Annotated in this window: 20 protein-coding genes and 2 pseudogenes; 14 read left to right on the forward strand and 8 right to left on the reverse strand. The window is 42.7% G+C overall.

From position 1 onward, the window contains the following. Nucleotides 1-309 precede the first annotated feature (309 nt). From FOF60_RS03045 to FOF60_RS03065, 5 genes are read left to right on the forward strand one after another with little or no spacing between them, the layout of a single operon-like run. Nucleotides 310-867 (forward strand): RNA polymerase sigma factor, encoded by a 558-nt coding sequence (locus tag FOF60_RS03045; RefSeq protein WP_225649774.1) that lies wholly within the window; start codon nt 310-312, stop codon nt 865-867. After that, nucleotides 857-1,615, forward strand: coding sequence for a hypothetical protein (locus FOF60_RS03050; RefSeq protein WP_192469821.1), 759 nt, complete (start codon nt 857-859; stop codon nt 1,613-1,615). The genes FOF60_RS03045 and FOF60_RS03050 overlap by 11 nt, the downstream gene beginning before the upstream one ends. After that, nucleotides 1,616-2,488 carry an ABC transporter ATP-binding protein gene (locus FOF60_RS03055; protein ID WP_192469820.1) on the forward strand — a complete coding sequence of 291 codons (873 nt, stop codon included), beginning with the start codon at nt 1,616-1,618 and terminating at the stop codon, nt 2,486-2,488. Continuing rightward, on the forward strand, nt 2,485-3,741 hold the full coding sequence (locus tag FOF60_RS03060; protein ID WP_192469819.1) for a hypothetical protein: 1,257 nt from the start codon (nt 2,485-2,487) through the stop codon (nt 3,739-3,741). The genes FOF60_RS03055 and FOF60_RS03060 overlap by 4 nt, the downstream gene beginning before the upstream one ends. A gap of 14 nt (nt 3,742-3,755) precedes the next feature. Next, complete coding sequence (locus FOF60_RS03065; protein ID WP_192469818.1) at nt 3,756-4,898, forward strand: hypothetical protein; 1,143 nt, start codon at nt 3,756-3,758, stop codon at nt 4,896-4,898. Between the two features lie 250 nt (nt 4,899-5,148). Here FOF60_RS03065 and FOF60_RS03070 read toward each other — a convergent pair whose 3' ends face one another. From FOF60_RS03070 to FOF60_RS03080, 3 genes are all read right to left on the reverse strand, one after another. Then, complete coding sequence (locus FOF60_RS03070; protein ID WP_192469817.1) at nt 5,149-5,571, reverse strand: hypothetical protein; 423 nt, start codon at nt 5,569-5,571, stop codon at nt 5,149-5,151. 592 nt (nt 5,572-6,163) lie between these two features. Continuing rightward, entirely contained in the window at nt 6,164-6,715 is a 552-nt protein-coding gene (locus tag FOF60_RS03075; protein ID WP_192469816.1) for a hypothetical protein, read from the reverse strand. 116 nt (nt 6,716-6,831) lie between these two features. Then, on the reverse strand, nt 6,832-7,332 hold the full coding sequence (locus tag FOF60_RS03080) for a hypothetical protein (protein ID WP_192469815.1): 501 nt from the start codon (nt 7,330-7,332) through the stop codon (nt 6,832-6,834). A 652-nt stretch (nt 7,333-7,984) separates the two neighbouring features. On the opposite strand from FOF60_RS03080, the gene FOF60_RS03085 reads away from it, so the two are divergent. From FOF60_RS03085 to FOF60_RS03105, 5 genes and pseudogenes are all read left to right on the forward strand, one after another. Further along, nucleotides 7,985-8,674: a response regulator transcription factor gene (locus FOF60_RS03085; RefSeq protein ID WP_192469814.1), complete on the forward strand. Its 690-nt coding sequence runs from the start codon at nt 7,985-7,987 to the stop codon at nt 8,672-8,674. Continuing rightward, nucleotides 8,674-9,674: pseudogene (locus tag FOF60_RS03090) on the forward strand (sensor histidine kinase). The gene FOF60_RS03085 and the pseudogene FOF60_RS03090 overlap by 1 nt, the downstream one beginning before the upstream one ends. Before the next feature lie 99 nt (nt 9,675-9,773). Then, the gene (locus FOF60_RS03095; protein WP_192469813.1) at nt 9,774-10,535 is read left to right on the forward strand and encodes an ABC transporter ATP-binding protein; all 762 of its coding nucleotides are present in this window, start codon (nt 9,774-9,776) and stop codon (nt 10,533-10,535) included. Further along, entirely contained in the window at nt 10,525-12,465 is a 1,941-nt protein-coding gene (locus FOF60_RS03100; RefSeq protein ID WP_192469812.1) for an ABC transporter permease, read from the forward strand. Before FOF60_RS03095 ends, FOF60_RS03100 begins: the two co-directional genes overlap by 11 nt. 250 nt (nt 12,466-12,715) lie before the next feature. Next, entirely contained in the window at nt 12,716-14,386 is a 1,671-nt protein-coding gene (locus FOF60_RS03105) for a DMT family transporter (RefSeq protein WP_192469811.1), read from the forward strand. A 148-nt stretch (nt 14,387-14,534) separates the two neighbouring features. On the opposite strand, the gene FOF60_RS03110 is transcribed toward FOF60_RS03105, so the two are convergent. Continuing rightward, on the reverse strand, nt 14,535-14,936 hold the full coding sequence (locus FOF60_RS03110; RefSeq protein ID WP_192469810.1) for a hypothetical protein: 402 nt from the start codon (nt 14,934-14,936) through the stop codon (nt 14,535-14,537). A gap of 365 nt (nt 14,937-15,301) precedes the next feature. Between FOF60_RS03110 and FOF60_RS03115 the strand changes: the two genes are divergently transcribed. Together FOF60_RS03115 and FOF60_RS03120 are read left to right on the forward strand one after the other, a co-directional pair. Beyond that, nucleotides 15,302-16,378, forward strand: a complete 1,077-nt coding sequence (locus FOF60_RS03115) for a GGDEF domain-containing protein (RefSeq protein WP_192469809.1) — start codon at nt 15,302-15,304, stop codon at nt 16,376-16,378. Nucleotides 16,379-16,548: 170 nt separating this feature from the next. Then, on the forward strand, nt 16,549-18,603 hold the full coding sequence (locus tag FOF60_RS03120; RefSeq protein WP_225649773.1) for a DUF4179 domain-containing protein: 2,055 nt from the start codon (nt 16,549-16,551) through the stop codon (nt 18,601-18,603). Nucleotides 18,604-18,686: 83 nt separating this feature from the next. Here FOF60_RS03120 and FOF60_RS03125 read toward each other — a convergent pair whose 3' ends face one another. The 3 genes and pseudogenes from FOF60_RS03125 to FOF60_RS03135 form a co-directional block, all read right to left on the reverse strand. Further along, nucleotides 18,687-19,361: a DNA alkylation repair protein gene (locus tag FOF60_RS03125; RefSeq protein ID WP_192469808.1), complete on the reverse strand. Its 675-nt coding sequence runs from the start codon at nt 19,359-19,361 to the stop codon at nt 18,687-18,689. A 37-nt stretch (nt 19,362-19,398) separates the two neighbouring features. Further along, nucleotides 19,399-19,611 (reverse strand): annotated as a pseudogene (locus FOF60_RS03130) (GNAT family N-acetyltransferase); the annotation flags it as partial. 58 nt (nt 19,612-19,669) lie between these two features. Further along, on the reverse strand, nt 19,670-19,828 hold the full coding sequence (locus FOF60_RS03135; RefSeq protein ID WP_192469807.1) for a hypothetical protein: 159 nt from the start codon (nt 19,826-19,828) through the stop codon (nt 19,670-19,672). Nucleotides 19,829-20,261: 433 nt separating this feature from the next. Between FOF60_RS03135 and yiaA the strand changes: the two genes are divergently transcribed. After that, nucleotides 20,262-20,732: an inner membrane protein YiaA gene (yiaA, locus tag FOF60_RS03140; protein ID WP_192469919.1), complete on the forward strand. Its 471-nt coding sequence runs from the start codon at nt 20,262-20,264 to the stop codon at nt 20,730-20,732. Nucleotides 20,733-20,803: 71 nt separating this feature from the next. Here yiaA and FOF60_RS03145 read toward each other — a convergent pair whose 3' ends face one another. Next, nucleotides 20,804-21,826, reverse strand: a complete 1,023-nt coding sequence (locus FOF60_RS03145) for a serine hydrolase domain-containing protein (RefSeq protein ID WP_192469806.1) — start codon at nt 21,824-21,826, stop codon at nt 20,804-20,806. A 279-nt stretch (nt 21,827-22,105) separates the two neighbouring features. Here FOF60_RS03145 and FOF60_RS03150 point away from each other — a divergent pair, with 279 nt between their 5' ends. Beyond that, nucleotides 22,106-22,978: an AraC family transcriptional regulator gene (locus tag FOF60_RS03150; RefSeq protein WP_192469805.1), complete on the forward strand. Its 873-nt coding sequence runs from the start codon at nt 22,106-22,108 to the stop codon at nt 22,976-22,978. The last annotated feature ends 83 nt before the right edge of the window (nt 22,979-23,061 follow it).

Here is a 23,061-nt window from a genome sequence, read left to right on the forward strand (position 1 = left end):
GAATGCGGAATAATTTAATTCAGAAGCAGGTGACCTGAAAATAGGCACCTGCTTTTTCTATCAATCGATTTAAGGTTTTTCATTCAAGTAACCCGTTTTCATAGTGGAAAAATCAACTGTATAGCGAAAAGTCCGAGCTTTTTAGCGATAATAAAACATATGGGGATCTTGATATTTGTTTGTTTAGGAATTTTTGCGACACAAGAAACCGTCCCTATGTCGCAATAAAGTTATTAAACTTTTAAAACTATTTTTCTTTTGTTTACGAATATATGGGAGAAGGGATTATTTCACAGGATGAGGCTAGACATGATGATGGAAAAAGTGTGGATTAGGAAGGTCCAGAGGAAGGGCGATGAACGGGCTGCGAATGAGCTTGTGAAGTTCTATTACCAGCAGATTTATGCGTTTGTGTACAGGCAGACGTTTGATAAGGAGCTGTCTCTGGATTTGACTCAGGAAATTTTCATAGGGATGCTGAAGTCGATTCAAGGCTTTGATCCGGCAAGGGGTTCGTTCAAGTCATGGCTGTACAGGATTGCGACGAATCATGTCGTGGATTACTTCCGGTCGCGTAGCTACAAGTATGAGCGGATTGTGGATTCGATGGAGGAAGTGGATGTGCTGGTTCAAAATGATTTTACCCTGGAGCTTGAATTCAGGGAAGTTATTGAGAAGGCGAGCGCATTTGTGAATGAGCTGGATGCCTTCTCTCAGCAGGTCATGCGTTTGAAGCTTTTTGCTGAACATACTTTTCAGGAGATTGCCAGTTTGCTTGAGAGACCGGAATCATCAGTTAAGACGAGATATTATTCAGTGATGAAAAAATTAAAAGAATGGATGGAGGCTGAGCGCATTGAAGGATGACAAATGGTCTGTGGACTTTCCGGATGATTCCGAAATGACAGGCGAAATTCAAATCATTTTGTCAAAAGGTTTGATAAAGTCCAAGCCTTTTCATGAGTATCTGATGGAGATGTATAGGCAGCTGGGATTCAGGTATCTGTTTCGTGATGCAACGGAGGTTCTCTTCACGGTGCTGGTGGTTTCCTTTGCGATGGTGTTCGGCCTTTTCCAGGTCATGGATAGCGGGAAGGATGAGGGCGGACTGTACTCCTATCTGTTTACGATGTCACCCATCCTGTACATGCTGATTGCTTCGCTTTTTCTGGTGAATCTGCGCAGCAGGGATACTTTCGCAGTAGAGATGACGTGCAAATACCATGTGTACCAGCTGGCAGCGTTCAGGATGCTTGTGTTCAGTGTCCTGGCGGTGCTGTTGAACTTGGCGTATATCCTGATTTTGTTCATGTTTTATCAAACGTTCAATATCGTGGAAGCAATGCTAATCTCTGTCAGCTCATTGAGCATTTTTTCTACGGGCTATTTATACATCATACAAAAGGTGAAATCAAGGATAACCTCTTATACATTGATGGCGGGTTGGCTGCTCGTGAACGCTGCGCTTGCTTATTTTAGTAAGGAATTATATGCCTCAGTGTTGAGCCAGGTCCCGTTTTATGTGTATATCAGCGTTATTGCGGGCTGTCTGTATCTCTATGTACGCCGGTTAAAATATTTCATTACATTCCGTAATGTCGAAGGAGTCATGTAAATGTTAATCGTTCAAAATGTATCGAAGAACTTTGGCAAGTTCAATGCGCTGAAAGAAATCAATCTGGAATTCCATAATGGAGTCTATGGACTACTCGCGCCAAATGGAGCCGGGAAGACAACGCTGATCAAAATGCTCACCACCCTGCTGTTCCCGACAAGCGGCTCGATTTTATATAACGGCAAGGATATCATCAAGCTGGATGAGGAATACCGGGAGATTCTCGGCTTTCTGCCCCAGGAGTTTGGCTATTACAAGAATTATAGTCCGACAGCCTATTTGCTCTACCTCGCAGCGTTGAAAGGAATCGAACGCCAGTCGGCAAAAGAGAGGGTGAAGGAGCTGCTGAAGCTGGTCGCGCTTGAGGATGTGGCGGATAAGAAGATGAAGAAGTTTTCCGGGGGAATGATTCAGCGTGTCGGAATTGCCCAGGCGATGTTGAATGATCCGAAGATCCTGATTTTGGATGAGCCGACAGCGGGACTTGATCCAAAGGAGCGTGTCCGTTTCCGCAACCTGCTGACGGACCTGGCGAGGGATCGGATTGTCATTCTGTCAACGCATATCGTCTCGGATGTCGAGTCGATCGCGAATGAAATCATCATGATAAAAGACCAGCAGGTTCTCTATCAAGACAGCGTGTCGAACATTTGTAAAAAGCTTGATGGGCTTGTCTATGAAACGGAAGTAGAATACGAGGCTGCGGCAGCATTCCGTAAGAAGTATTTTTCATTATCGGAAAAACAGGAAAGCGGGAAGATGTATATCCGCTTCCTGACAGAAGAGCCGGCTCGTCCGGAATGGCGGGTTGCCAGGCCGAATCTTGAGGATGTATTTTTGCACACCTATCAAGATGAAGCAGGTTTAGTATGATTCCGAGATTGGAGTTAAAAAAGATTGTAAGCTCGCCGATTGTGATGGCCTTGCTGGTGCTTTTTACAGCATTTAATTTATATCTCATTTATATGAATGCGCCTAAGAGCGAGGATGTTGCGAAAATCAATGAGGTCATCGATGCGTATGGTTCATTGATGGATCAGGATGGGCGCTATCTTTTAAAAGATTCATATGAGATTGGTCTGGAGAGCTGGAATGCCCGGAATGGCAAAGAGTTTGAGTCAGCATCAGAATTTTTCAAGGCTGAAAATTATTATCCTGCGATGGATTCAGGTGAGATCTCAGATAGAGAGCTTGAGAAGATAGTGGAATTGAATGTAAAAGAATCAATCCTTTTAACGGCAGAGGGACTTGAGGAGCAGTACCAGAAATGGGATTTGTTAAAAAGTGCAGATACCCAGATTGAATTATTCAGACTTGAGGGTGATGCAGCTGAAATGGTGCGTGAGCAATATAAGTCCCTAATTCCTAGATTTGAAGAAATCAAAGGGGATCAGGAACATTTGCATGTTTTCCTTCCGGGAAAAATCTTCAGGACTCATTCGCTAGTATTTAAAACCTTATTCGGCGTCGTCCTATTCCAGATTATGCTGCTTGTTGTGCTGTTCACGGCATTTTTGACAAATTATGAATTTGATCAGGGGTCCCATCTCGTTACTTTTTCAACTAAGCGAGGAAGAGGGCTGATGTGGGATAAGCTATTGGCTGCCTTGAGTGCAACAGGGATGGTGACCGCATTCCTGCTGCTAGCCACCTTTGGCACCTATTTTCTGACGGTTGATTATTCGAGGCTATGGCATTTGCCGATCAGCACTGGATTCATGATTGAACCGGATGGCAATCCCTTCATCAGCTGGTGGGATTTGAGCTTTATTCAGTATTTCTGGCTGGGAATCCTATTGATTTTCGTCCTGCAGGTTCTCTTCACTTTGATAACTTTTGTTCTGTCACTTTGGATGAAAAACAGCTATGTCGTATTCATCGTTTTTGCGATTCTGTTTGGATTGGGATTGCTTGTGCCAGGCGAGATGCCGAAGGATTCGGTGCTATCTCTTTATACAACCTTTAATCCGTCATCACTGGTGCTGGGTTCAAAGAAATGGTGGATGGAGAGCGGCGCATTCACGACTTTCAAATACTATGAAATGATCACAGCTGGTGTTTGGATGGCAGGGTTTATTTTAGCGGGATGGTTTAGCATGAAGAAATTTCACACTAGGAATTTGTAGTTAGGAGCGAATACATGAGGATTATCTGGAATGAATTAAAGAAGATCTTGACGTTGAAAGTTATGCTTTTGCTGGTGCTTGTCAGTACGATTTTCTATCAGCTATTTATTGTGTTTGACTTTGAGTACTTTCCGAATGGAAGGCCTGCGGGGGATACATTCAAAGTCGGCGAGGAAATGATGGCGAAATATGGCCAGTTTATGGATGAGAAAGAATTCAAGGATTTTAAAAAGGTGTATGAGCAAAGGGTGGGAGATGCGACTGAGTATCTTCAATCACAGCCGGAAATGAAAGCGGCGGGCATGGGCAGCTATGAGGAATTTAAGAATGCTGACCTGGATCAGGATCAAAAGAAGTCTGAGCTTCACTCCAAAGTGATGTTTGAGGATGGAGTGGACGTCATGTGGGAGCTGCAGGCGAGGGAGTATTTGATTGATTTGTATGAGCAACCTGAGTGGTTTGGTTCTTATGGCAGGGAATTGACGGGGGAGCAGTCAGACCGTGTGGAGGTATTGCGGTCAAGCGGGAATGCCTATTCGATTTTCCTTCATGACGTTTTTGAGAACTATAAGAACCTTTCGGGCAACCTGTCCATCCTTATTCTGATCAGTGTAATGATCGTCGTGACGCCATTGTATATGGCTGACCGCAGGAACAAGATGACCCTGCTGCAGTATACAGCCAAAATGGGGCGTACACTTTTTTTGAAAAAACTTGTGGCTGCATTTATTGCTGTTATTACGGTCATTACCGTACAATTAGCAGTGTTTTTCTATCTGTACGAGGGGAATGATACCGGACAATTCTTGGACAAAAAGGTCAGCTCAATCTTCAGCTTTTTTATCTCATGGTGGGATTTGACATTTTTGCAATATATCCTGCTGACAGTCCTGAGCATGTACATAATGGGAATCGCCGTACTGCTGCTGGTTGCCTTCATTTCAAGCACAGCACCTAACTACATGACCAACATCGGACTGCAGATTCCATTGGCCGCCATCTTCATCGCCATAGGAATCGAGTATTTGATTAAGGACGTCACCAGTTTACATCTGCCAAAACCATTCTTGCCAGCTTCATTAGGCATGCTGCTGGCTGCTAGTGGCCTAATCTTTCTTTTAAAATGGAGAAAAGAGCGAGTAGCTGATGTCCAGTGAGACACTGGCTGGGGAATGTACTACATAAGGGTGCAATTCAGCAAGAACGATACTCTTATATAGCTGGATTAGACTTCGTAAGGATACAATTAGTCAAGAATCGTACACTTATGTAGCTGGATAGGCCTTCATAAGTGTACGATTAGGCGAGAACCGTATCCTCGAAGCATGGGGAAGTACCTTTTGCATCCATCTTGGAAGCAAAGGGTACTTCCCTTTTCTTTATTTTCATTATCCAGAAGGTACGCCACTAAGTTTTGCTATCATTTTGATTTGCTCTGGATAAAGCATTATAATGCTTGAGACTTTTAAACCGCTTTTTCTTTTTCATATACTTTTCGTTCAGGACGAGCACTTTCCCGTTCTCGGCGGCCGAAAATTTGCGGTAGACGGTTTTGTATTTTTCAAAGGCTAAGTGACCGGAGATATAAACAGGGAAGGTGATGGCGATCAGGATCATTACATCCCTGATAATATGGAATTGTTGCCCGAAAACATATCTCGTCATAACGGCTTGGGATGCAAAAGCCACCATTAAAATGATCAGCACATTGCAGATGTGAAAGGGGAAGAACTCTTTTCCTTTTAGAAACATCCGCTCGAGCTCATTTTTAAAAAAGAGGGAAATGAATGCTGAAATCACAATGAAAAACAAGGAAATGAAAAACGCCATTTTACCCGTCCTCCTTCGATGGATGAACCCTTTTTCGGTATTGTAACATAATGGAATCTTAACTGGGAGTGATTGGGACTGAAAGGATTGTGCACAAAAGCTATCCAATACCAAGTTTTGCTATAATGGCGTTAACATACTAAATAAGGTTGTGTTCAATTTGGCAAATAAAAAGAATCAGGATGGGCTTTGTGAGCAAAGAAGAAATGAAGTCTCTGGAGGATATGCAGAAGCGAATAAAGGAACTTCAGGAGGAGAATGAGATTTTACGAAAGGCTATGGATTTTGCGAAGAAACGGAAGTAGGTGTTCAGGGGGAGCTGTCTCAAAAAATAGAGACAGCTGAACGGCCCAAGATTTATATAGCACTAGTTGACCAACCCGAACCAATTCACAAAGGAATACGTCAGGAATCCTGTGACAAAGAAGATAATCAGAAATCTTACCGCCCAAACATACCTGTAAGGACGAAAAAAAGAAACAGCGCCAATCCCTACGAAGAAAACTCCTAGTAGAAAAATAAAGATTGAAGACATCAACATTCACATCCTTCAGTTAGTTTCGTGCTTTTTCGGGCGAAATAGAAGGCAATCCTACTTTTTAATACGCTTCATGAACAAAAAAGTTCCGAGGGCGACTACTGCTAAAGCTCCAGCAATCCATAGATAAAAAGGATTCGGGTTTTGGTTGCTGCTGCTGAAGTCCGCTTTCTCCGTCGGGGTTTCTCCTGCACCTAAAAGCTCAAGGTCATCTTGTAAAGCTCTCAATCTATTGGTCCGGTCACACATAGTTGTTGTAAGCGATTTCGCTCCGTACATGTCCGATTCTTTTGCATAGACCAGGTATTCTTGTCCCTCGATAAATCGAAATCCACAGTCCCCGCCACCCTGTCCTGTCGTGATGATCACTTGAGATTCATCCACGCCCTTCCACGTATTTGTGAGCTCAAAGAGCACAGATTTCGTCATATAGCCATTCACTTTCTTTTCTTTTATCTCGATGACCTTCCCGCTAAAAATAGCTTCTGAACGTTCCATTTCTTCTTCTGCAGTCGGTAATTCCGCGCAAGAGCATGCACTTGTTACAGCGGGGAAAGATCCTATTAGGAACAAACCTAAAAACATAAATGCGATTGCCTTTTTCAAAATTGCGCCTCCAAAACGTTTGTTTAATATAACTATTCTAGAACTTTAGGTCGTCACCTTCTTTAAATAGCATACGATAAAAAAGAATGCCTCGAAGTATAGGCATTCTTCAATGTTTATGACCATTTTTCTTCATCATCAATCCATTTATGACTCTTTAAATCATACGATTTATAATCATCGTGAAAAACGAAAAACGATGGTAGATTCAATGAAGTTCCGCCTGCCTCTTCCCAGCATTGCCTAAACCAGTCTGTGAAAACCTCTTGCTCTTGTGGAACCAATGTCTCTTCATTTTGCTCATAGAACTCAAAAAAATCATTTAACTGACTTTCGTTCAGCTGATGATATTCGACTTCCGGCAGGATCTCCTCACTGCCAGCAAAAACTGATGTGTCATTTCCTTCATCGAAAACTTCATTGCCTTCCTTATCCATTGAGAACATCATTATTGATAACTCGAACCTCGTAGGTTCAATGAATGCAGAGAAATCCAATAAATCTATATCTGATGAGAAGTTGTATGCAGTGATATTTTTAAGGTTTCTCACTAGTAATCCCGATTGTTTCTCAAGATTGGCTTTGATGGATCCAATATACTTATCGACTGTAAACATAACAAGAACCTCCACAAAAAATTTGAAATAAGCGGTAAACCGTTAAACCGTTAGACGGTACAAACCTATAAATTCTTCAAAGAATCTTTGAATCCCTTTTTTCGGAAAAGCGAACCATGCAAAATATTGCTCTGAACTTTGCAGCTTCTCATTCAGCCCAGATTAGTAGGTATTATAGGCTTTGAATTTTGGTCACAATGTAAATGAGCTAAATTAATTCCTCCACTTTGTTTTCGTCGCTGATTACATTGAGGAGATTGATTTGGCTTATTTTTATGTGCGAAGCCCGATTGGTGCCCTAAAACTCCAGAAACTAGAAAAAGAGGACACCGATAAGTCCGATTGGTGCCCTAAAACTCCAGAAACTAGAAAAAGAGGTCACCAATAAGCCCGATTGGAGCCCTAAAAATCCGATAACTAGAAAAAGAGGACACCAATAAGCCCGATTGGTGCCCTAAAAATCCAGAAACCAGAAAAAGAGGTCACCAATGAAGCCCATTGGTGCCCTAAAAACCCAGAAACTAGAAAAAGAGGTCACCAATGAAGCAAGTTAGCTAACCTTTCTGCTCCCGTTCCGCCCCTGCTAATTCTGGTATATAGAAAATACTTCCTTTAAAATAGAGAAGATAGAAGTGGAAGTGTGGTGGTTATAATGTTAAAGCTTTTGCTGATTGAGGATGATGCTTCTTTGTTCCAAGAGATTCGGGAGCGTCTGATTCAGTGGTCGTATGAGGTGTATGGGGTGACGGATTTTGGTGATGTGATGGGTGATTTTACGAGGGTTAAACCTGACTTGGTGATCATTGATATCCAGCTGCCGAGGTTTGATGGGTTTCATTGGTGCCGAATGATCCGGTCGCATTCGAATGTCCCGATCATTTTCCTGTCTTCACGTGACCACCCTACGGATATGGTCATGTCGATGCAGCTGGGAGCGGATGATTTTGTTCAAAAGCCGTTCCACTTTGATGTGCTGATTGCGAAAATCCAGGCAATCCTTCGTCGTGCCTATAATTATAATGCGACCCAGAACCAGTTGAAGACATGGTGCGGGGCGACGATTGATTATGATAAAAATACGGTTGAAAATGAGATGGGCCGGATTGAATTGACGAAGAATGAGATCTTCATTTTAAAGCTGCTGATTGATCAGAAAAACAAAATAGTCAGCCGTGATGAGGTAATGAACAGCTTGTGGGATGATAAGCGGTTCATCAGCGACAATACGCTGACCGTCAACGTCAACCGACTGCGGAAAAAGCTGGATGAAATAGGGCTGGGCCGCAAAATTGAAACAAAGGTTGGACAGGGATATATGGCCGTTGAAGAGGGACATGTCTGATGTTTATTACATACTTAAAGGAACGGCGGAGCTGGATTCTGTTATTTCTGCTGCTCCAGTTTCTACTCGTTTTTATTGCTTATATCGATTCTGCTGTTTCGATGGAGTCGGCTCTTTATTATGTTTTTCTGTCAGCTCTTATATTTGTTATTTTTATCTTGATCCGTTTCCAGAAAGAAATGAGATTTTACCAAGGGCTGAAGGAAGCGGAGGATCTCCTGGAATTTTCAGATAGGGAACTGCACAGTCCATTTGAAGGGATGGTAGTCGAGAGCATCGCTTATCATTTGAAGCGCTGAAAAAAGCAGTGTCCGAGAATGAGCGGAGGCTGGATCAGGAAAAGGATGAGCTGCTTTCCTGGATCCATGAAGTGAAAACGCCGTTGACGGCTTTGAAATTGATGATTGATCGGCTTGAGGATCAGAGTTTAAAAAAGGAAATGACTTATGAGTGGCTGCGAATATATCTTTTATTGGACCAGCAGCTGCATAAAAAACGAATCCCGTTCATGGAGAATGACTTGTACATTGAACAGACTGATCTGGAGGATGTGATTTTCGGAGAGGTCAAAACCTTGCAGTCATGGTGCATCCAAAAAGGAATTGGCTTCGATATCGATCTGGAGTACAACGAAGTAATGACGGATGCCAAATGGCTTGCATTTATCCTGCGGCAGCTGTTGACGAATGCTGTGAAATACAGCGATGCATCAGATGTGCAGATTAGAAGTGGGCAGCGGGATGGGCAGACTATCCTCGAGATTGCCGACGAGGGCAGAGGGATTGATTCCAGGGATCTCCCGCGCATCTTTGAAAAAGGTTTTACATCCACAGCCCATCACCAGGATCATGCCGCAACCGGAATGGGCTTATACCTGGCAAGGAAAGCTGCACAGCCGCTGAAAATCAGGATTGATGTGGAATCCGCACCTGGCAAGGGAAGCGCGTTCACTCTTACCTTCCCGAAAAGCAATGAATTTGTGCAAATAACAGGCATGTGACAAAAATGTCACATGCCTTTGCTCATTTGTTACCTGAATCGAAGGAAGGCATAGAGCCAGGATTTTATAATGAAACTATCAAAGAAAGGATGTGCGGACATGATTTTACTGGAAGCTGCCAAACTTCATAAAACATATGGAAATAAATTTAATAAACAAGAAGTGTTGAAAGGGCTCGACCTGAAGATTTTCAAAGGGGAGTTCGTGAGCATCATGGGAGCCTCTGGCTCGGGAAAAACCACGCTGCTGAATGTGCTTTCTTCAATCGATCGGGTGTCCAACGGGTCGATCAAGATTGAAGGGAAAGACATTACTGGGATGAAGGAGAAGCAGCTGGCGGAATTCCGCAAGCAGCATCTGGGCTTTTTGTTTCAGGATTACAATCTGCTCGATACGCTGACGGTGAAGGAAAATATCCTTTTGCCGCTTTCGGTCAGCAAGACGCCAAGGAAGGAAGCGGATCAAAGGTTCGAGAAGATTGCCAGTGAACTGGGGATTATCGAGCTGAAGGATAAGTATCCGAATGAAATTTCCGGCGGGCAAAAGCAGCGGACCTCGGCTGCACGGGCATTTATCCATGAACCGAGCATCATTTTTGCCGATGAACCAACGGGTGCCCTTGATTCGAAATCGGCGTCAGACCTCTTGAACAAGTTGAGCGACTTAAATCAAAAACGACAGGCGACGATCCTGATGGTCACTCACGATCCTGTTGCGGCAAGTTATTGCAGCCGGGTTATTTTTATCAAGGATGGACTGATTTACACAGAATTGAATAAAGGCGACCAGACGAGACAGGAATTTTTCAAGGACATCATGAAAACCCAGAGCGTATTGGGCGGTGTGCAAAATGAGCGTTAATCAACTCATCCTCCGCAATTTGAAAAAGAACCTGAAGAACTATTACTTGTATGTGTTTGCGCTGATGTTCAGTGTCGCTCTTTATTTCGCATTCGTCACTCTCCAATATGATCCATCGATGGATGAAACAAAGGGTTCGATCAAAGGGGCCGCTGCGATAAAGGCTGCTTCTGTCCTGCTAGTCGGCATCGTCGCAATTTTTCTGACGTACGCCAATCGGATTTTTATCAAGAGGAGAAGCAAGGAAATAGGGTTATTCCAGCTGGTGGGGATGACGAAGGGCAAAATTTTCCGCATCCTGAGTGTCGAGAACTTTCTGCTGTACTATGGTTCTTTGTTCGCTGGCGTTTTACTCGGGTTCTCCGTTTCCAAGCTGATCATGATGATTCTGTTTAAAATCACCCAGGTTGACGGGGTTGCGAAGCTGCATTTTTCCAGCACAGCGCTGACACAGACTCTGATTGTTTTTTCACTGATTTATGTATTGCTGCTGGTGCTGAACTTCATTTTTATAAAAAGACAGAGCATCCTGTCCCTATTCAGAGTGGTATCAAAAACGGAAGGCCGGGTAAAGAAAATCTCTTTCTGGGAGATGTTGATTGGGGTCCTGGGCATTGCGCTGATTGGGATCGGCTATTATGTATCTTCCAAGCTGTTCGAAGGGGATTTCACGTCGGTGAACGAACTCTTTTCCGCCATGGTGTTCATTCTAGCTTCGGTCATCTTCGGAACCTATCTGTTTTACAAAGGGTCTGTCAGCTTCATCGCCAATATCATCCGGAAAAAGAAGGATGGTTATCTGAATATCAATGAGGTGCTTTCGTTATCCTCGATCATGTTCAGAATGAAGTCAAATGCACTGCTGTTGACGATTATCACCACGGTGTCGGCATTGGCGATTGGGTTATTGTCGTTAAGCTATATCTCCTATTATTCCGCAGAGCAGTCTGCAAAAAATATGGTCCCAGACAACTTTGCTTTTGTGGATGAAAACTCTGCAGCTGATTTTATGGAGAAGTTGAATTCGAAGGGCATTGATTTTACGGAAAAAAGGATTGAGGTCCTTCAGGCGGTGATGAATGCAGAAGAAATCATTGGCCTGAAAATGGAGGGTTATACACAGGATCCGCGAGCCATGAGTGTGTCGGTCATCAGCGAGAAGTCTGATGGCCAAAGGGAAGTGAGTAAGGATGAAGCTTACATGACAGGCTACAGTGATATCATGATGAAATTTATCTCCATGAAGGACTCAGGACCGATTGAAATCATCGGGAAAAATCATGCCATTCCGCTGCAATATCTTGGAATGGAAAAGGAGTATCCTGTTTCCCGGTATTTTGGGGGAGCTCCTGTAGCCGTGGTGGATGAGACTGTATTCGAGAAGTTAAAGGAAGATGCGGACCCTGCTATTCAAACAGGCTCTACCCTGTATATCGGAATTGAGATTCAAAATGAAAGCGATCTGGAGAGAGCGAATGACCTGTTCAATGAAAACAAGTACCATGAAGCGGGTATGAATGAATCCCGCCTGGACAGAGAAAATATCCAAAAGAAACTGATGGGTCTGACCATGTTCATCGTCGGTTTCCTCGGGCTGACTTTCCTCGTCACATCAGGCTGCATCCTCTATTTCAAACAAATGGATCAGACAGAGGACGAAAAAACGAATTATACGATTTTACGAAAACTGGGGTTCACCCAGGGAGATTTGCTGAAAGGAATCCAGGCAAAGCAGGCGTTCAACTTCGGCATCCCGCTAGCGATTGGGCTGCTGCACAGCTACTTCGCCGTTCAATCTGGCTGGTTCTTCTTCGGAACAGAACTTTGGTGGCCGATGCTGATCGTCATGGGACTCTATACAGCACTGTACTCTATCTTTGCTGTACTCTCGGTGGTGCACTCAAAGAAAGTGATTCGGGAATCTCTTTAATGTTGGAAGTGGGACTTTCTCATGTTCTGTTGCTGTTCCGATAGTGCACATCAGCATCCCAAAGACCCACGATAAATCAGCCAAATTAACCCTCCACGTTGGTGGAATTAATTTGGCTGATTTTTTTATTTGAAAAATTTACGTTATTACCCGATTGGCGGCCGAAAACCCCTCATCACCACCCATGTACCATGAAACCTTATGTCCTTTGATTCGTATATACTAAGGACAAATTGATAAGGGGATTATTATGGGGAATATAATGTTATTTGCGCTATTAGTTGGTTTGGCTTCTGCTCTGATTCTTACTCCTTTTTCAAGAGGGGAAGAAAAGGGATGGAGAATGAGGTCGTCCTTTTTGATTGCTGTGATTGTCCTTGTTACAATTGGAACTTTTGCGTTTTACTATGCCTTTAATTTGGATCGTAACTTATCTTCTCTATGGCCGTTTGCGGTTTTGATAACGTTTGGCGGAACGTTCTTTGCGGTTGGGAAGGAAAGGATGGTAAAAGGGATTCTATTTATAGCCGTCCTTCTTGTTGGTGTCTATTTTATGATTGCCTTCCTTTTTAACGCTGAGGAAAAATATGAATCTGCGAAAATGGCGGAGAAGACGGAAATCTCCACCTTTGATGAAAAGGAAACACCTGCAAGTGTCCCTCCGCAGTTTGCGCGCAATAAAATGAAGAAGGCGTTCGGCCAGGTTCCGAATACGAGTTATTATGAGCTTGGGAATCTGCAGATCCAGAAGGTCAACGGTGAGTATGTTTATATTGCTCCTGTCGAGTTTTCAGGCTTTTTCAAGTGGTGGAATGGCGAATCGACACCGGGTTATTTTACAGTCAGTGCCACAGATTCATCAGCAAACCCTAAATTCATGAAGTCGAAGATGATTTACACGCCATCTTCTTACTTCAATAAAAACCTCGAGCGTCATATCCGGATGCAGTATCCTGAGGCTATTTTTTACGGAGAAACGCAGCTGGAGATTGATGATGAAGGGAAACCTTTCTATATCAGGACTTTTGGTGAGTTTATCTCAGCCAGAAATGGTTTTGATGTAAAAGGGGTCGTCGTTGTGGATCCGGAATCAGGGAAGACAAATTCCTATGCGCTGGCCGATGTACCTGAATTCATTGACGGAGCTGTTTCTCCTGAGGCGGTCAGTCTGCAAAACAGCTATTTCGGAAACTATGTCCATGGCTATTGGAACAGTGTTTTTGGCAAGACGGATGTGAAGCTGCCTTCAGATGAAGGAACCGAGGCCCAAGTCAGCCCAATCTTCGATGAAAATGGCGACATGTATTATTTCACCGATTTTACCAGCCCGAAAGAAGGGGTCGACTCGATGCTCGGCTACGCGCTGACAAACTCACGGACTGGGAAGGCGACTTTCTATACCGGTAATCTCGAAGATTCCTATATGGATTCCGAAGGGGCTTTGCAGATTATTGAGAAGAAATTCATTGAGAAAAAATGGCACGGTGAAATGCCGATCATCTACAACTTCTATGGCGAGGCCAGCTGGTTGTCAGGTGTACTTGATTCAAACGGTTTCCTGCAAAACTATTTTATTGTGTCAGCAGCGAACCCGGAGATTTCAGCGTATGGCAACACTCCAAATGAAGCTTTGAAAAAGTATAAGACCGCTCTCCAGCATGGAGGAGGGACGGTCGATGGCAATTCTAAGGCGGAGGAAAAGCAAACAAGCGGAACCGTGCTGCGCGTCTACAAAGAAAAAACAGGCGATTACACGATTGTATCGATCCTGCTGGATAACAAAAAGAACTACATCATTTCATCAGAAACCAACCCGCTGGCGATTTATGTAAAAGAAGGCGACCAGGTCAATGTCAAATACATGGATACCGGCGAAACCTTCCTGCCAGTGAAAGAGTTAGTGATACAAGGATTAGAGTAAAAAGAAAATCGCCTGTCCTCCGGTGTGACTGCTAGACCGGAGGCAGGCGATTTTTTTAAATGTGGATCATTAAAAGGAAAGATAATGTCTTGAGGACTTCGGAAGCATTTATTTGTGGGAGATTTAAGAGATGGTGTACGTGAAAAAATTACTGCTGTTTTTCATTCAGTATCTCCAAAACATCCTGATGCTGCTTCTGAACATTGGAAACATGCTTAATCTCACTTGATAGTTCTGATTTCGTTTCATCCAGCTTTTTCATTAAAGTGCCATAATAAAATGCCATTTCCCTCCGCATCTCGCTCTGTTCCGAAAGTAAAGAGTGCTGGCCTTTAGCCAAAACGCTCTGTTCTAATAGTATGGATTGTTGACCTTTACTCAACTCGCCTTGTTGTAATTGCAATAATTGTTGACCATTCTCTAAGTTGATTAAACGATTCTTCATAGAATTAAACCGTAAATCAACAGAATCAAACCGTACATCAACAGAATCAAAGCGCTTGTCAATGGAATCCAGCCGATCTAATATCTTATTCAATATTTCCTCCATCTCAATTCACCTCCTTCTTCTATATGGTTCCATTATACCCAGCCCTGTAAAACAAGTCACCACAGAATGGTTGGCAGTTTTGCTTTTTTAAACGCTCCTCAGATCGCATTGCTTATACATAAGTATTCTACTGGGTGGAAGTTATCGCCTTTATAAATTGGCAGTGAAGAAGACCACATTCGCAAGAGATTATTTCGGGTAAAATAGAAATATTGTGATACCAATCACCGTCCCTCTGTTTGTATCGGGGGCTTTTTAATACTCTAAGTGGCGGAGGGAGATGGCTAGGAATTTTCTAGCAAAATTGTCCTTTATCTCGTATTCTATAAAGGGAAGTCGAAATTCACGTTTTAGGTGGTATGATCTTGCTGAAAGATTTTTTAATACATTCTAGTTTTGTTATCACGTTTTTGTTTATAGGCGGAAGTTTATTTAAGAACAATCCGGAGATGGATACAACTCTTCAAAAATTAAAACTTGGGGCATTAGCCGGAATACTTGGTTCAGTGTTAATGGCTTTTAGTATTCAGATTACTCCTGTGATCATGATGGACTTGCGCCATGTCGCAATCCTGTTGTCTGCTTTTTATGGAGGGTTTGTTTCGGCTTTCGTAGCCGCGAGCATAATCAATATCAGCAGATTAGTATTTTTTGATGGAAGTTTGGAAACATTTCTGGTCACTGTGCTCATAATGTTTATTATTGCGGGGTTTGCCGCACTGGTTCAAAAAAAGGTAGAGGGTCCGGACTTTTTAAAGTGGACGATTATGGGATTGATTAGCTTAATTTCGATCTCCTCCGGCTTGTTGTATCTAATGGGCTTTTCTGATCAGGTATATCAACTTCTGGTTAACTATTGGGTTATTACAACAATATCAGGAGTTCTGGTGTATTTTTTGGCAGGATATATCGTCCAGTCGAACCAAATGTTTTTGCATCTGAAAACCCAGTCGGCAACAGACTTCCTTACGGGATTAAATAATGTCAGACAGTTCGATTCTTCATTAAATGAAAGTATAGAAAGTGCCCAGGAGCTTAATGAAAAATTATCATTGCTTATGATTGATATCGATCACTTCAAAAAGGTCAATGATACATATGGTCATCAAGCTGGAGATGAAGTATTAAGGCAATTGGGAGGATTGCTAATCACCTGCTCGCGCCCAAGCGATATTGTCTCAAGAAATGGCGGTGAAGAATTTTCTCTGTTATTAAAGAATTGTTCCTATTCCCAAGCGCTGGAAATCGCAGAACGCCTCCGCGGAATAGTGGAAAATCACCGATTCTCCATTCCAAATGGCAAAGAAATCAAGCTTACCATCTCCCTTGGTGCTTCCACCTATCTAGAAACAACTCAATGCTTAGAAGATTTCATCAAACAGGCGGATGATACCTTATATAAGTCAAAACGGACAGGAAGAAATAAGGTATCCGCACTATAAAGCCCGGGGGGGACGTACCCTGGGCTTTTTTATTTTGTGTACGTCGTTAAAATATTTGCCTAATGAAAGCAATATCAGCAAGCTTCCATTTTTTAAAAGACATCTAGCATAATAGGGAATTAAAGGTAAAATAGAGTTAAAGAGAAAGTGTGTTAAAAGGGGGGGATAAATTGATTCCAGCAAAAATGGATGCCATCACGATCGCAACTGTTCAAGAAAAGGGAATCGATTCTGTCGTGGATTGGTTCGAACGGCATAAGCAACCCTTTTATGCACTAGGCTGGTTTTATCTTCGCAATCAGCAGCAAATGGAAGAACTATTTTACCGGTCAATTATAAAAGTACACAGGGAATTGCCTCGATATAAAAAAGATACCTCATTTCAATTATGGGTTGCTTCAATTTTCATTGATATTTGCCGGGAGCTTTCGGACGATGAAGTCACGCTGACATCAGAGGAAGATGCATCACATCAGGATTTATTTAGTGCACTGGATCAACTTGAGGATGCGGAAAAAGAAGCGATGGTCCTTACATATGGCACAGGGTTCTCCCAAGAGGAAGCTTCACATATTTTACGAGTTTCAGTGGATAAAATGAAAGAGCTGTTGTTCTCCGGGACTCAGTCGGTCAGAAAACAATTGTACGGCGCAACTTTTAACGGCTGTAAAGAATATCAGAAGAACTACATTGATTATCTGGAAAAAAGGATGGAGCGGCCGGAAAAAATAGAGTTTGAGATCCATCTTTACAAATGCCGGGAATGTCAGGAGGATTTGGCTGCCTTTCAGGATGTCACCTTGATGTTACATCATGCTGAGTGGATGAATGATTTGACCGTGCCGGAGCATTTAATCGCGAATATCAAAGAACGGTTTTCAGAAAAAGAGCAGCAGAGGCAGCAGAAATTTAAAAAGCTTAAAAAAGTGGCACTGGTCTTTGCAAGTGTTTTTGCCATTGTGATCGGGATTGGTTTCTTTACTGGCGCTTTTGCAAATGTCTATTATACTTGGACCGAAGAGGATGAGCAATTACGTACCTTCCTGCAGCAGAACCTTGGCCAAAGGGTGAACCTGGAAGCAGAAAGCGACGGTGTGAAAATCAGAATCAAGGGTGTCGTTGCTGATGATTATCAGACACTTGTTTTTTATGAAATAGAAGATACAAATGAGGATAAACAATATGTAATGAATTTCGATGACGGGCTTATTATAGAAAACGAGAATGAACTCATGAAGCACAATACATATCCAAGGTATCATCCACCGGATCTTAAGGCGGAGATGAATAAAAAGGAAAAGAATCTGTTTTACGGCAAGGTTGGACTGCGGCCGCTTGAGGAAGATAGTGGTGTTATTGAAATGAATATTGAGAGGATTCAGGAACTGGTTCTCGATGGTCATGAGGCAATGTTGGGATTTGGTTACAGGAGCAATGGATTTAAAACAGGTGAGTGGAAATTCGAAATCCCGGTGACTAAGCAGCCTTCCGTCGAGTATGAATTGAATGAACAAGCAGAAATCGAAGGAATCCCGGTTCGCCTGGATAAATTGATCATGGCCCCAACAGCCACGGTTTTGGAATATGGTATTCCGATGGGAGATCAGGATAAGAGGATTGATCAAATTCGTTTTGGAAATTTAAAAGTGAACGGTGTAAAGGTGAAACCGGATCAATTTGGCGGTTATCAACATTTACAGCCTGAACACAATTGGCAAATACTCCAAATGTATTACGATCCGTTTTACGGAGAGGAACCGAAAGACGTTACCGTTCAATTTGATTCTGCCTATTTTTCATACAAAGACCAGAAAAGCATCGAACTGGATGCAAATGCGCAGTATCCTCAGACATTTGAATATGCGGGAAGCACCATCAGCATTGATAAAGTTGAAATTGGCCAGCCCACGACCGTTGTCATCAGCAATCATGAAGTTGAAAACCGGGAATTTGAGACACTCCACATTAATGTTGTAGGGGAAAATGAACACGAACCAATTTCAATGGGGATGAGTACTGAGGGAGTTATTGTTGATAAGAACGGTGTTGAATACGATATGAATTCTGGCTCATTCGATTATGAAAAAATAGAACAGCCCCGCCATTTCGTTACTGTCCAAAATTTAATGTTGGACGGCGACGAAATCATCCCTAAAAGACTGGATATATACGGATATAACTCGATGAAATATTTGGATGATGTGGTGGAGATTTCGCTGGATTGATTAAGCGCAGAGGGACGTTTAGCTTTTATCGCCCTTGTTAAAAGAGCACAGGGATAAAATTCCGTGTGCTCTTTTTATTCTCTTCACTTCTTGCCAATATGCTTCAAGGCTTCTCTTCGGCTTAAGTTTGAAAGAGGGAGCCTGTTCGTCATCTCAAGGACTTTCTCAGGGTTTTGCTTAGCGTATTCTCTTAAGGCCCAGCCTATTGCTTTATTGATAAAAAATTCATTTGTATGGCAGGTTCTTGAAATAATGTCCTCAAGCATGGCTGCGTCGGTTCTTTCTTTATAGCCTAATTGAAATAATATGCAGGAACGGATCAGCCAGATGTTATCCGATGCGATCCATCTGTCGATAATAGGCTGCCTGTGCTGCGGGCATTTTTCTAGATAGTAGCCAAAGTGCTTCTTCGCAATATGGTCGACCGTGTCCCACCAGGGCTTCGTTGTGATGATGTATTCCAGAAGCTGGAGATCATCTTCGGTGAACTGTTTTTTCATTAAATCTAACAGGTATGCCCCGCTAATCTGCATTTCCCGTTCTTCCAGCTTCCAGAGGGAAGTGATGACCTCGTGTAAATCTTCCTTTGCAGGCAGGCCGTAAGTCTTTACATGCTGTTTGAAAAGCTCCTGCATCTGCGGAGCCCTCAAACCAATATATTCAAATTGATTCCGCATGTATTTAGACAGCCTGGCCGCTTCCGTGCTATTCCGGTGTTTTAATGCTTCCTCGTATAATGCTTTGACGTAGTTGTTCATCTGTTCCTCACCATTTCATTCGATTGAATTGCAGCCTTTATTTTACATACAGATCCCTAAATTCATCTTCCAGAATACTCATTTTGATACAATCATGGTATTTGTGATTGTAGTAGAGATAATCGCGCTGAACACCTTCCTGTTTGAACCCAAGCTTTTCATACACATGGATGGCCCGCGGATTGTAAGAGAACACCTCCAACTCGATCCGATGCATGTTCAGAATGCCAAATCCATAATCCAGCATGAGCGGTCATAGAATTAAAGAATTAGGCTGATTAATAAGAAAAAACCACACAAGGTGGTTTTTAATTGTGCATAGACCCTGCCTCTCGTGAAGTCATGGCACCTTGCCCTGCAGCTACATCCTTCTGAATCTGCTGTTTTACTTTTTCGGCATCTGTTCCTGAATATCCAGGTTGCTTAGCAGAGCCTGAATTTCCTTTACCTTGTTGATTTTTCTGCATATAAATCCTCCTTCGTTTCCGGTTTTATTATTTACAAAGCTCTTTCTATCATTCATTGTTGATTTTTGCATAAGCGGAGAAATTCCGGTTATTGAATAAAAAGACGCTTAAGACGCAGAAATTAGCGGAGCTATTCCGGTTAACTGCTATAAATAACATGAAATTCAACGATTCGATGACATAAGCGGAAAAACGCCCCTTATTTTTAAAGAAATAAGGGTTGTTTCTAATTTAAGCGGAAATTCTCCGTTTATTTTATAAACTGGGAAATCAACAGGCATTTATAAAAGATGTTCATTCATTTGACCAGATGTTTTTTAGAAAAAATAACAATTTTATCTATTATTTGTAAACAACTTCTATATAATGTATTTAGGTATGAACACTAAAAAAAGGATTTTATATATTTGTTAAAGGTTGGAGGAGAGACATGATGTCTAATGAGCATGAGGTGTCATTGGATAAAACAGCAGATAGAAAGCCGAAGGTGAAGGTGGAAAGGAAAGAAGGGGAGCCTACTTCGGCATTTAAGGGTGCTTCCTGGGGAGCGCTGTTAGTTGGAGTGTCCGCTTATCTGATCGGTTTATTCAATGCAGCGATGGAGCTGAACGAAAAAGGCTATTATTTTGCCGTGTTGGTATTTGGTCTCTATGCAGCGGTATCCTTGCAAAAGGCAGTGAGAGATAGGGAGGAGGACATACCGGTTACCAATATTTATTATGGGATCAGCTGGTTTGCGCTGATTGTATCGATATCACTAATGGCAATTGGTCTATACAATGCCGGAAGCATTATTTTAAGTGAAAAGGGATTCTATGGGATGTCCTTTATCCTTAGTATATTTGCGGCTATTACCGTACAGAAGAATATTAGAGATACTCAGAGAGCAAAAGAAAGGGATTGATCGTCCCTTATGCTAATCTAGTATATGGGCAAAACAGGGACGGTTCCATCTGAGGAACCGTCCCTGTCGCGTTAGGCCTTAACCTGCAAGGTCTCTTCAATTGTCTCCATGATATCGTATGCCCCGCTTGATTTATTGGAACATACTGTTGCAATGGTTTGGGTAGCTGGATAGTAGGCGGAATGGAAGCTGACTCCTGGGTCATAGCCCATTACATGGTATTTGAAAATGTCATCGTCCTGCTTTTTAATCCAGATTCCGTATCCGTAAAAATTAATTTCATCTTCTTGCGCATGAGGAGTCATCAGCTTGTTCACGGTTTCCTCTTTGAGTAAAAGCTGGCCGAGAAGCGCCTTCCACAGCTTGCTCATGTCTTCTGCGGTGATGTAAGCCCCTCCGTCTGAACCGCCTTTCACAGGAAGTGAATAGATATTGGTTTTCCAGCTCCCATCAGGCTGGTCGATATAACCCAAAGCCGTATTTGAAGGCAGTGTGTCAAAGGAGAAGTAACCAGAATCCATCATTTCCGCTTTTTTAAAAATATGTTCCTGTACATAATCAGTAAATTCCATCTTGGAGGCCCGTTCCACAATCAGGCCTAATAAAATGTAGCCAGCGTTATTATAGTGAAAGGATTCCCCCGGAGTGAATTTCATCTGCTCATCCTGGAACATAGGCAAGAAATCCTTAAGGCTTCTGATATGATACATCGGTCGCTTAATCCACAGCTCCTCAAAGTCATCCATGACATCCTCATCAAAATAGTCAGGAACACCGGATGTATGCGTCAGCAAATGATGGATCGTGATTTCAGCACTGAAACTAGGAAACTCGATATCAAGGCAATCTTTCAGTCTGGTGTTGAAATTGAGCTTTCCTTCCTCCACTAGCTGGCAGATGGCGATTGCTGTGAATAGCTTGCAGCCGGAAGCGATTCCGAAACGAGTTCCGAGATGGTTTTTGGATTGGTCAACCCGATTGGCATAACCAAAGCTTGCAGTTGAAGCGTCACCGTTCCCATCTACGACCATGGCCACTCCAGAAAAATCTACCCTCGACTGGGCCTCATGAAGGGCTTCTTCAAATTTATTCATTTTAATCCTCCTAACCTTATCTACTATAATGGTAACATTAGACAATAGTGATATATAGTAAAATATGACAATAAGTGAGATAGAAGGGTTCATACCGGCTCCAAATGGAAACTTTAAATAAAGGAAAAACGGACTGGGATTAGTCCCGTGCTCCAATGCAACTGATAACCCTGCAATGCTTAATTGTTATTTCCTTACTAACCCTGCAAAAAACGTGCGTGAATTGTCGGGTGGGGCGGTTTTGGTCCTGTTATTGTTCATGTAGAAGGAGGTTGTGGAATGGATTCGCTGCAGAGTATGAATCAAGCCATGAAGTATATTGAGGAGAACCTTACCGATCAGATTGATGTTCGGGAAGTGGCAAGGAGGGCTTATTGTTCAGAATATCATTTTAAAAGGATGTTCTCTTTTCTTGCTGGTGTATCACTTTCCGAATATATCCGCAGGAGGAAGCTTACTTTAGCGGCGTTTGACCTAAAAGACAGCCATATGAAGGTGATTGATGTTGCGTTGAAATATGGCTACACTTCTCCTGATTCTTTTGCCAGAGCATTTCAAGCCATGCATGGAATCATTCCATCGGAAGCGAGAAATCATGGCCACTCTTTAAAAGCGTATCCGCCCATGACCTTCCAGTTAACAATAAAGGGAGGATCAGAAATGAATTATCGAATCGTCAAGAAAGAAGCATTCAGCATTGTCGGCATCGTGAAAAGAGTACCGCTGATTTATCATGGAGTGAACCCGGAGATTGCCGAGATGTGGCAAAGCTTGAACATGGAAAAAATCCAGGAACTGAAGGACCTTTCGAATATTGAGCCTAACGGATTAATCAGTGCGTCCACAAATTTTTCCGAGGGCCGGATGGAGGGAAAGGGAGACCTGGATCATTATATTGGCGCTGCGACAACGAAGGAGTGTCCGGAGCATCTAGCTTCACTTGAAGTTGCACCAACCACATGGGCGGTGTTTGAAGCAGTCGGCCCGTTCCCTGAGACTCTCCAAAAGGTTTGGGGCAACATTTATTCTGAATGGTTCCCGTCTTCGAACTATGAACAAGAAGAAGGTCCAGAGATCCTGTGGAATGAAAATAAAGATGTTACATCCCCAAACTTCAGAAGTGAAATTTGGATTCCGGTTAGACGGAAATAGATAGCAAAGCCGAACTGGCACCAAAGGAAGCATAGGGTCATTGCCCTATGCTCCTTTTATTCCCTAGCTTTCTTTCTGGAACC

The sequence above is a fragment of the Mesobacillus jeotgali genome (genome assembly GCF_014856545.2).
Classification (GTDB): Bacteria; Bacillota; Bacilli; order Bacillales; family Cytobacillaceae; genus Mesobacillus.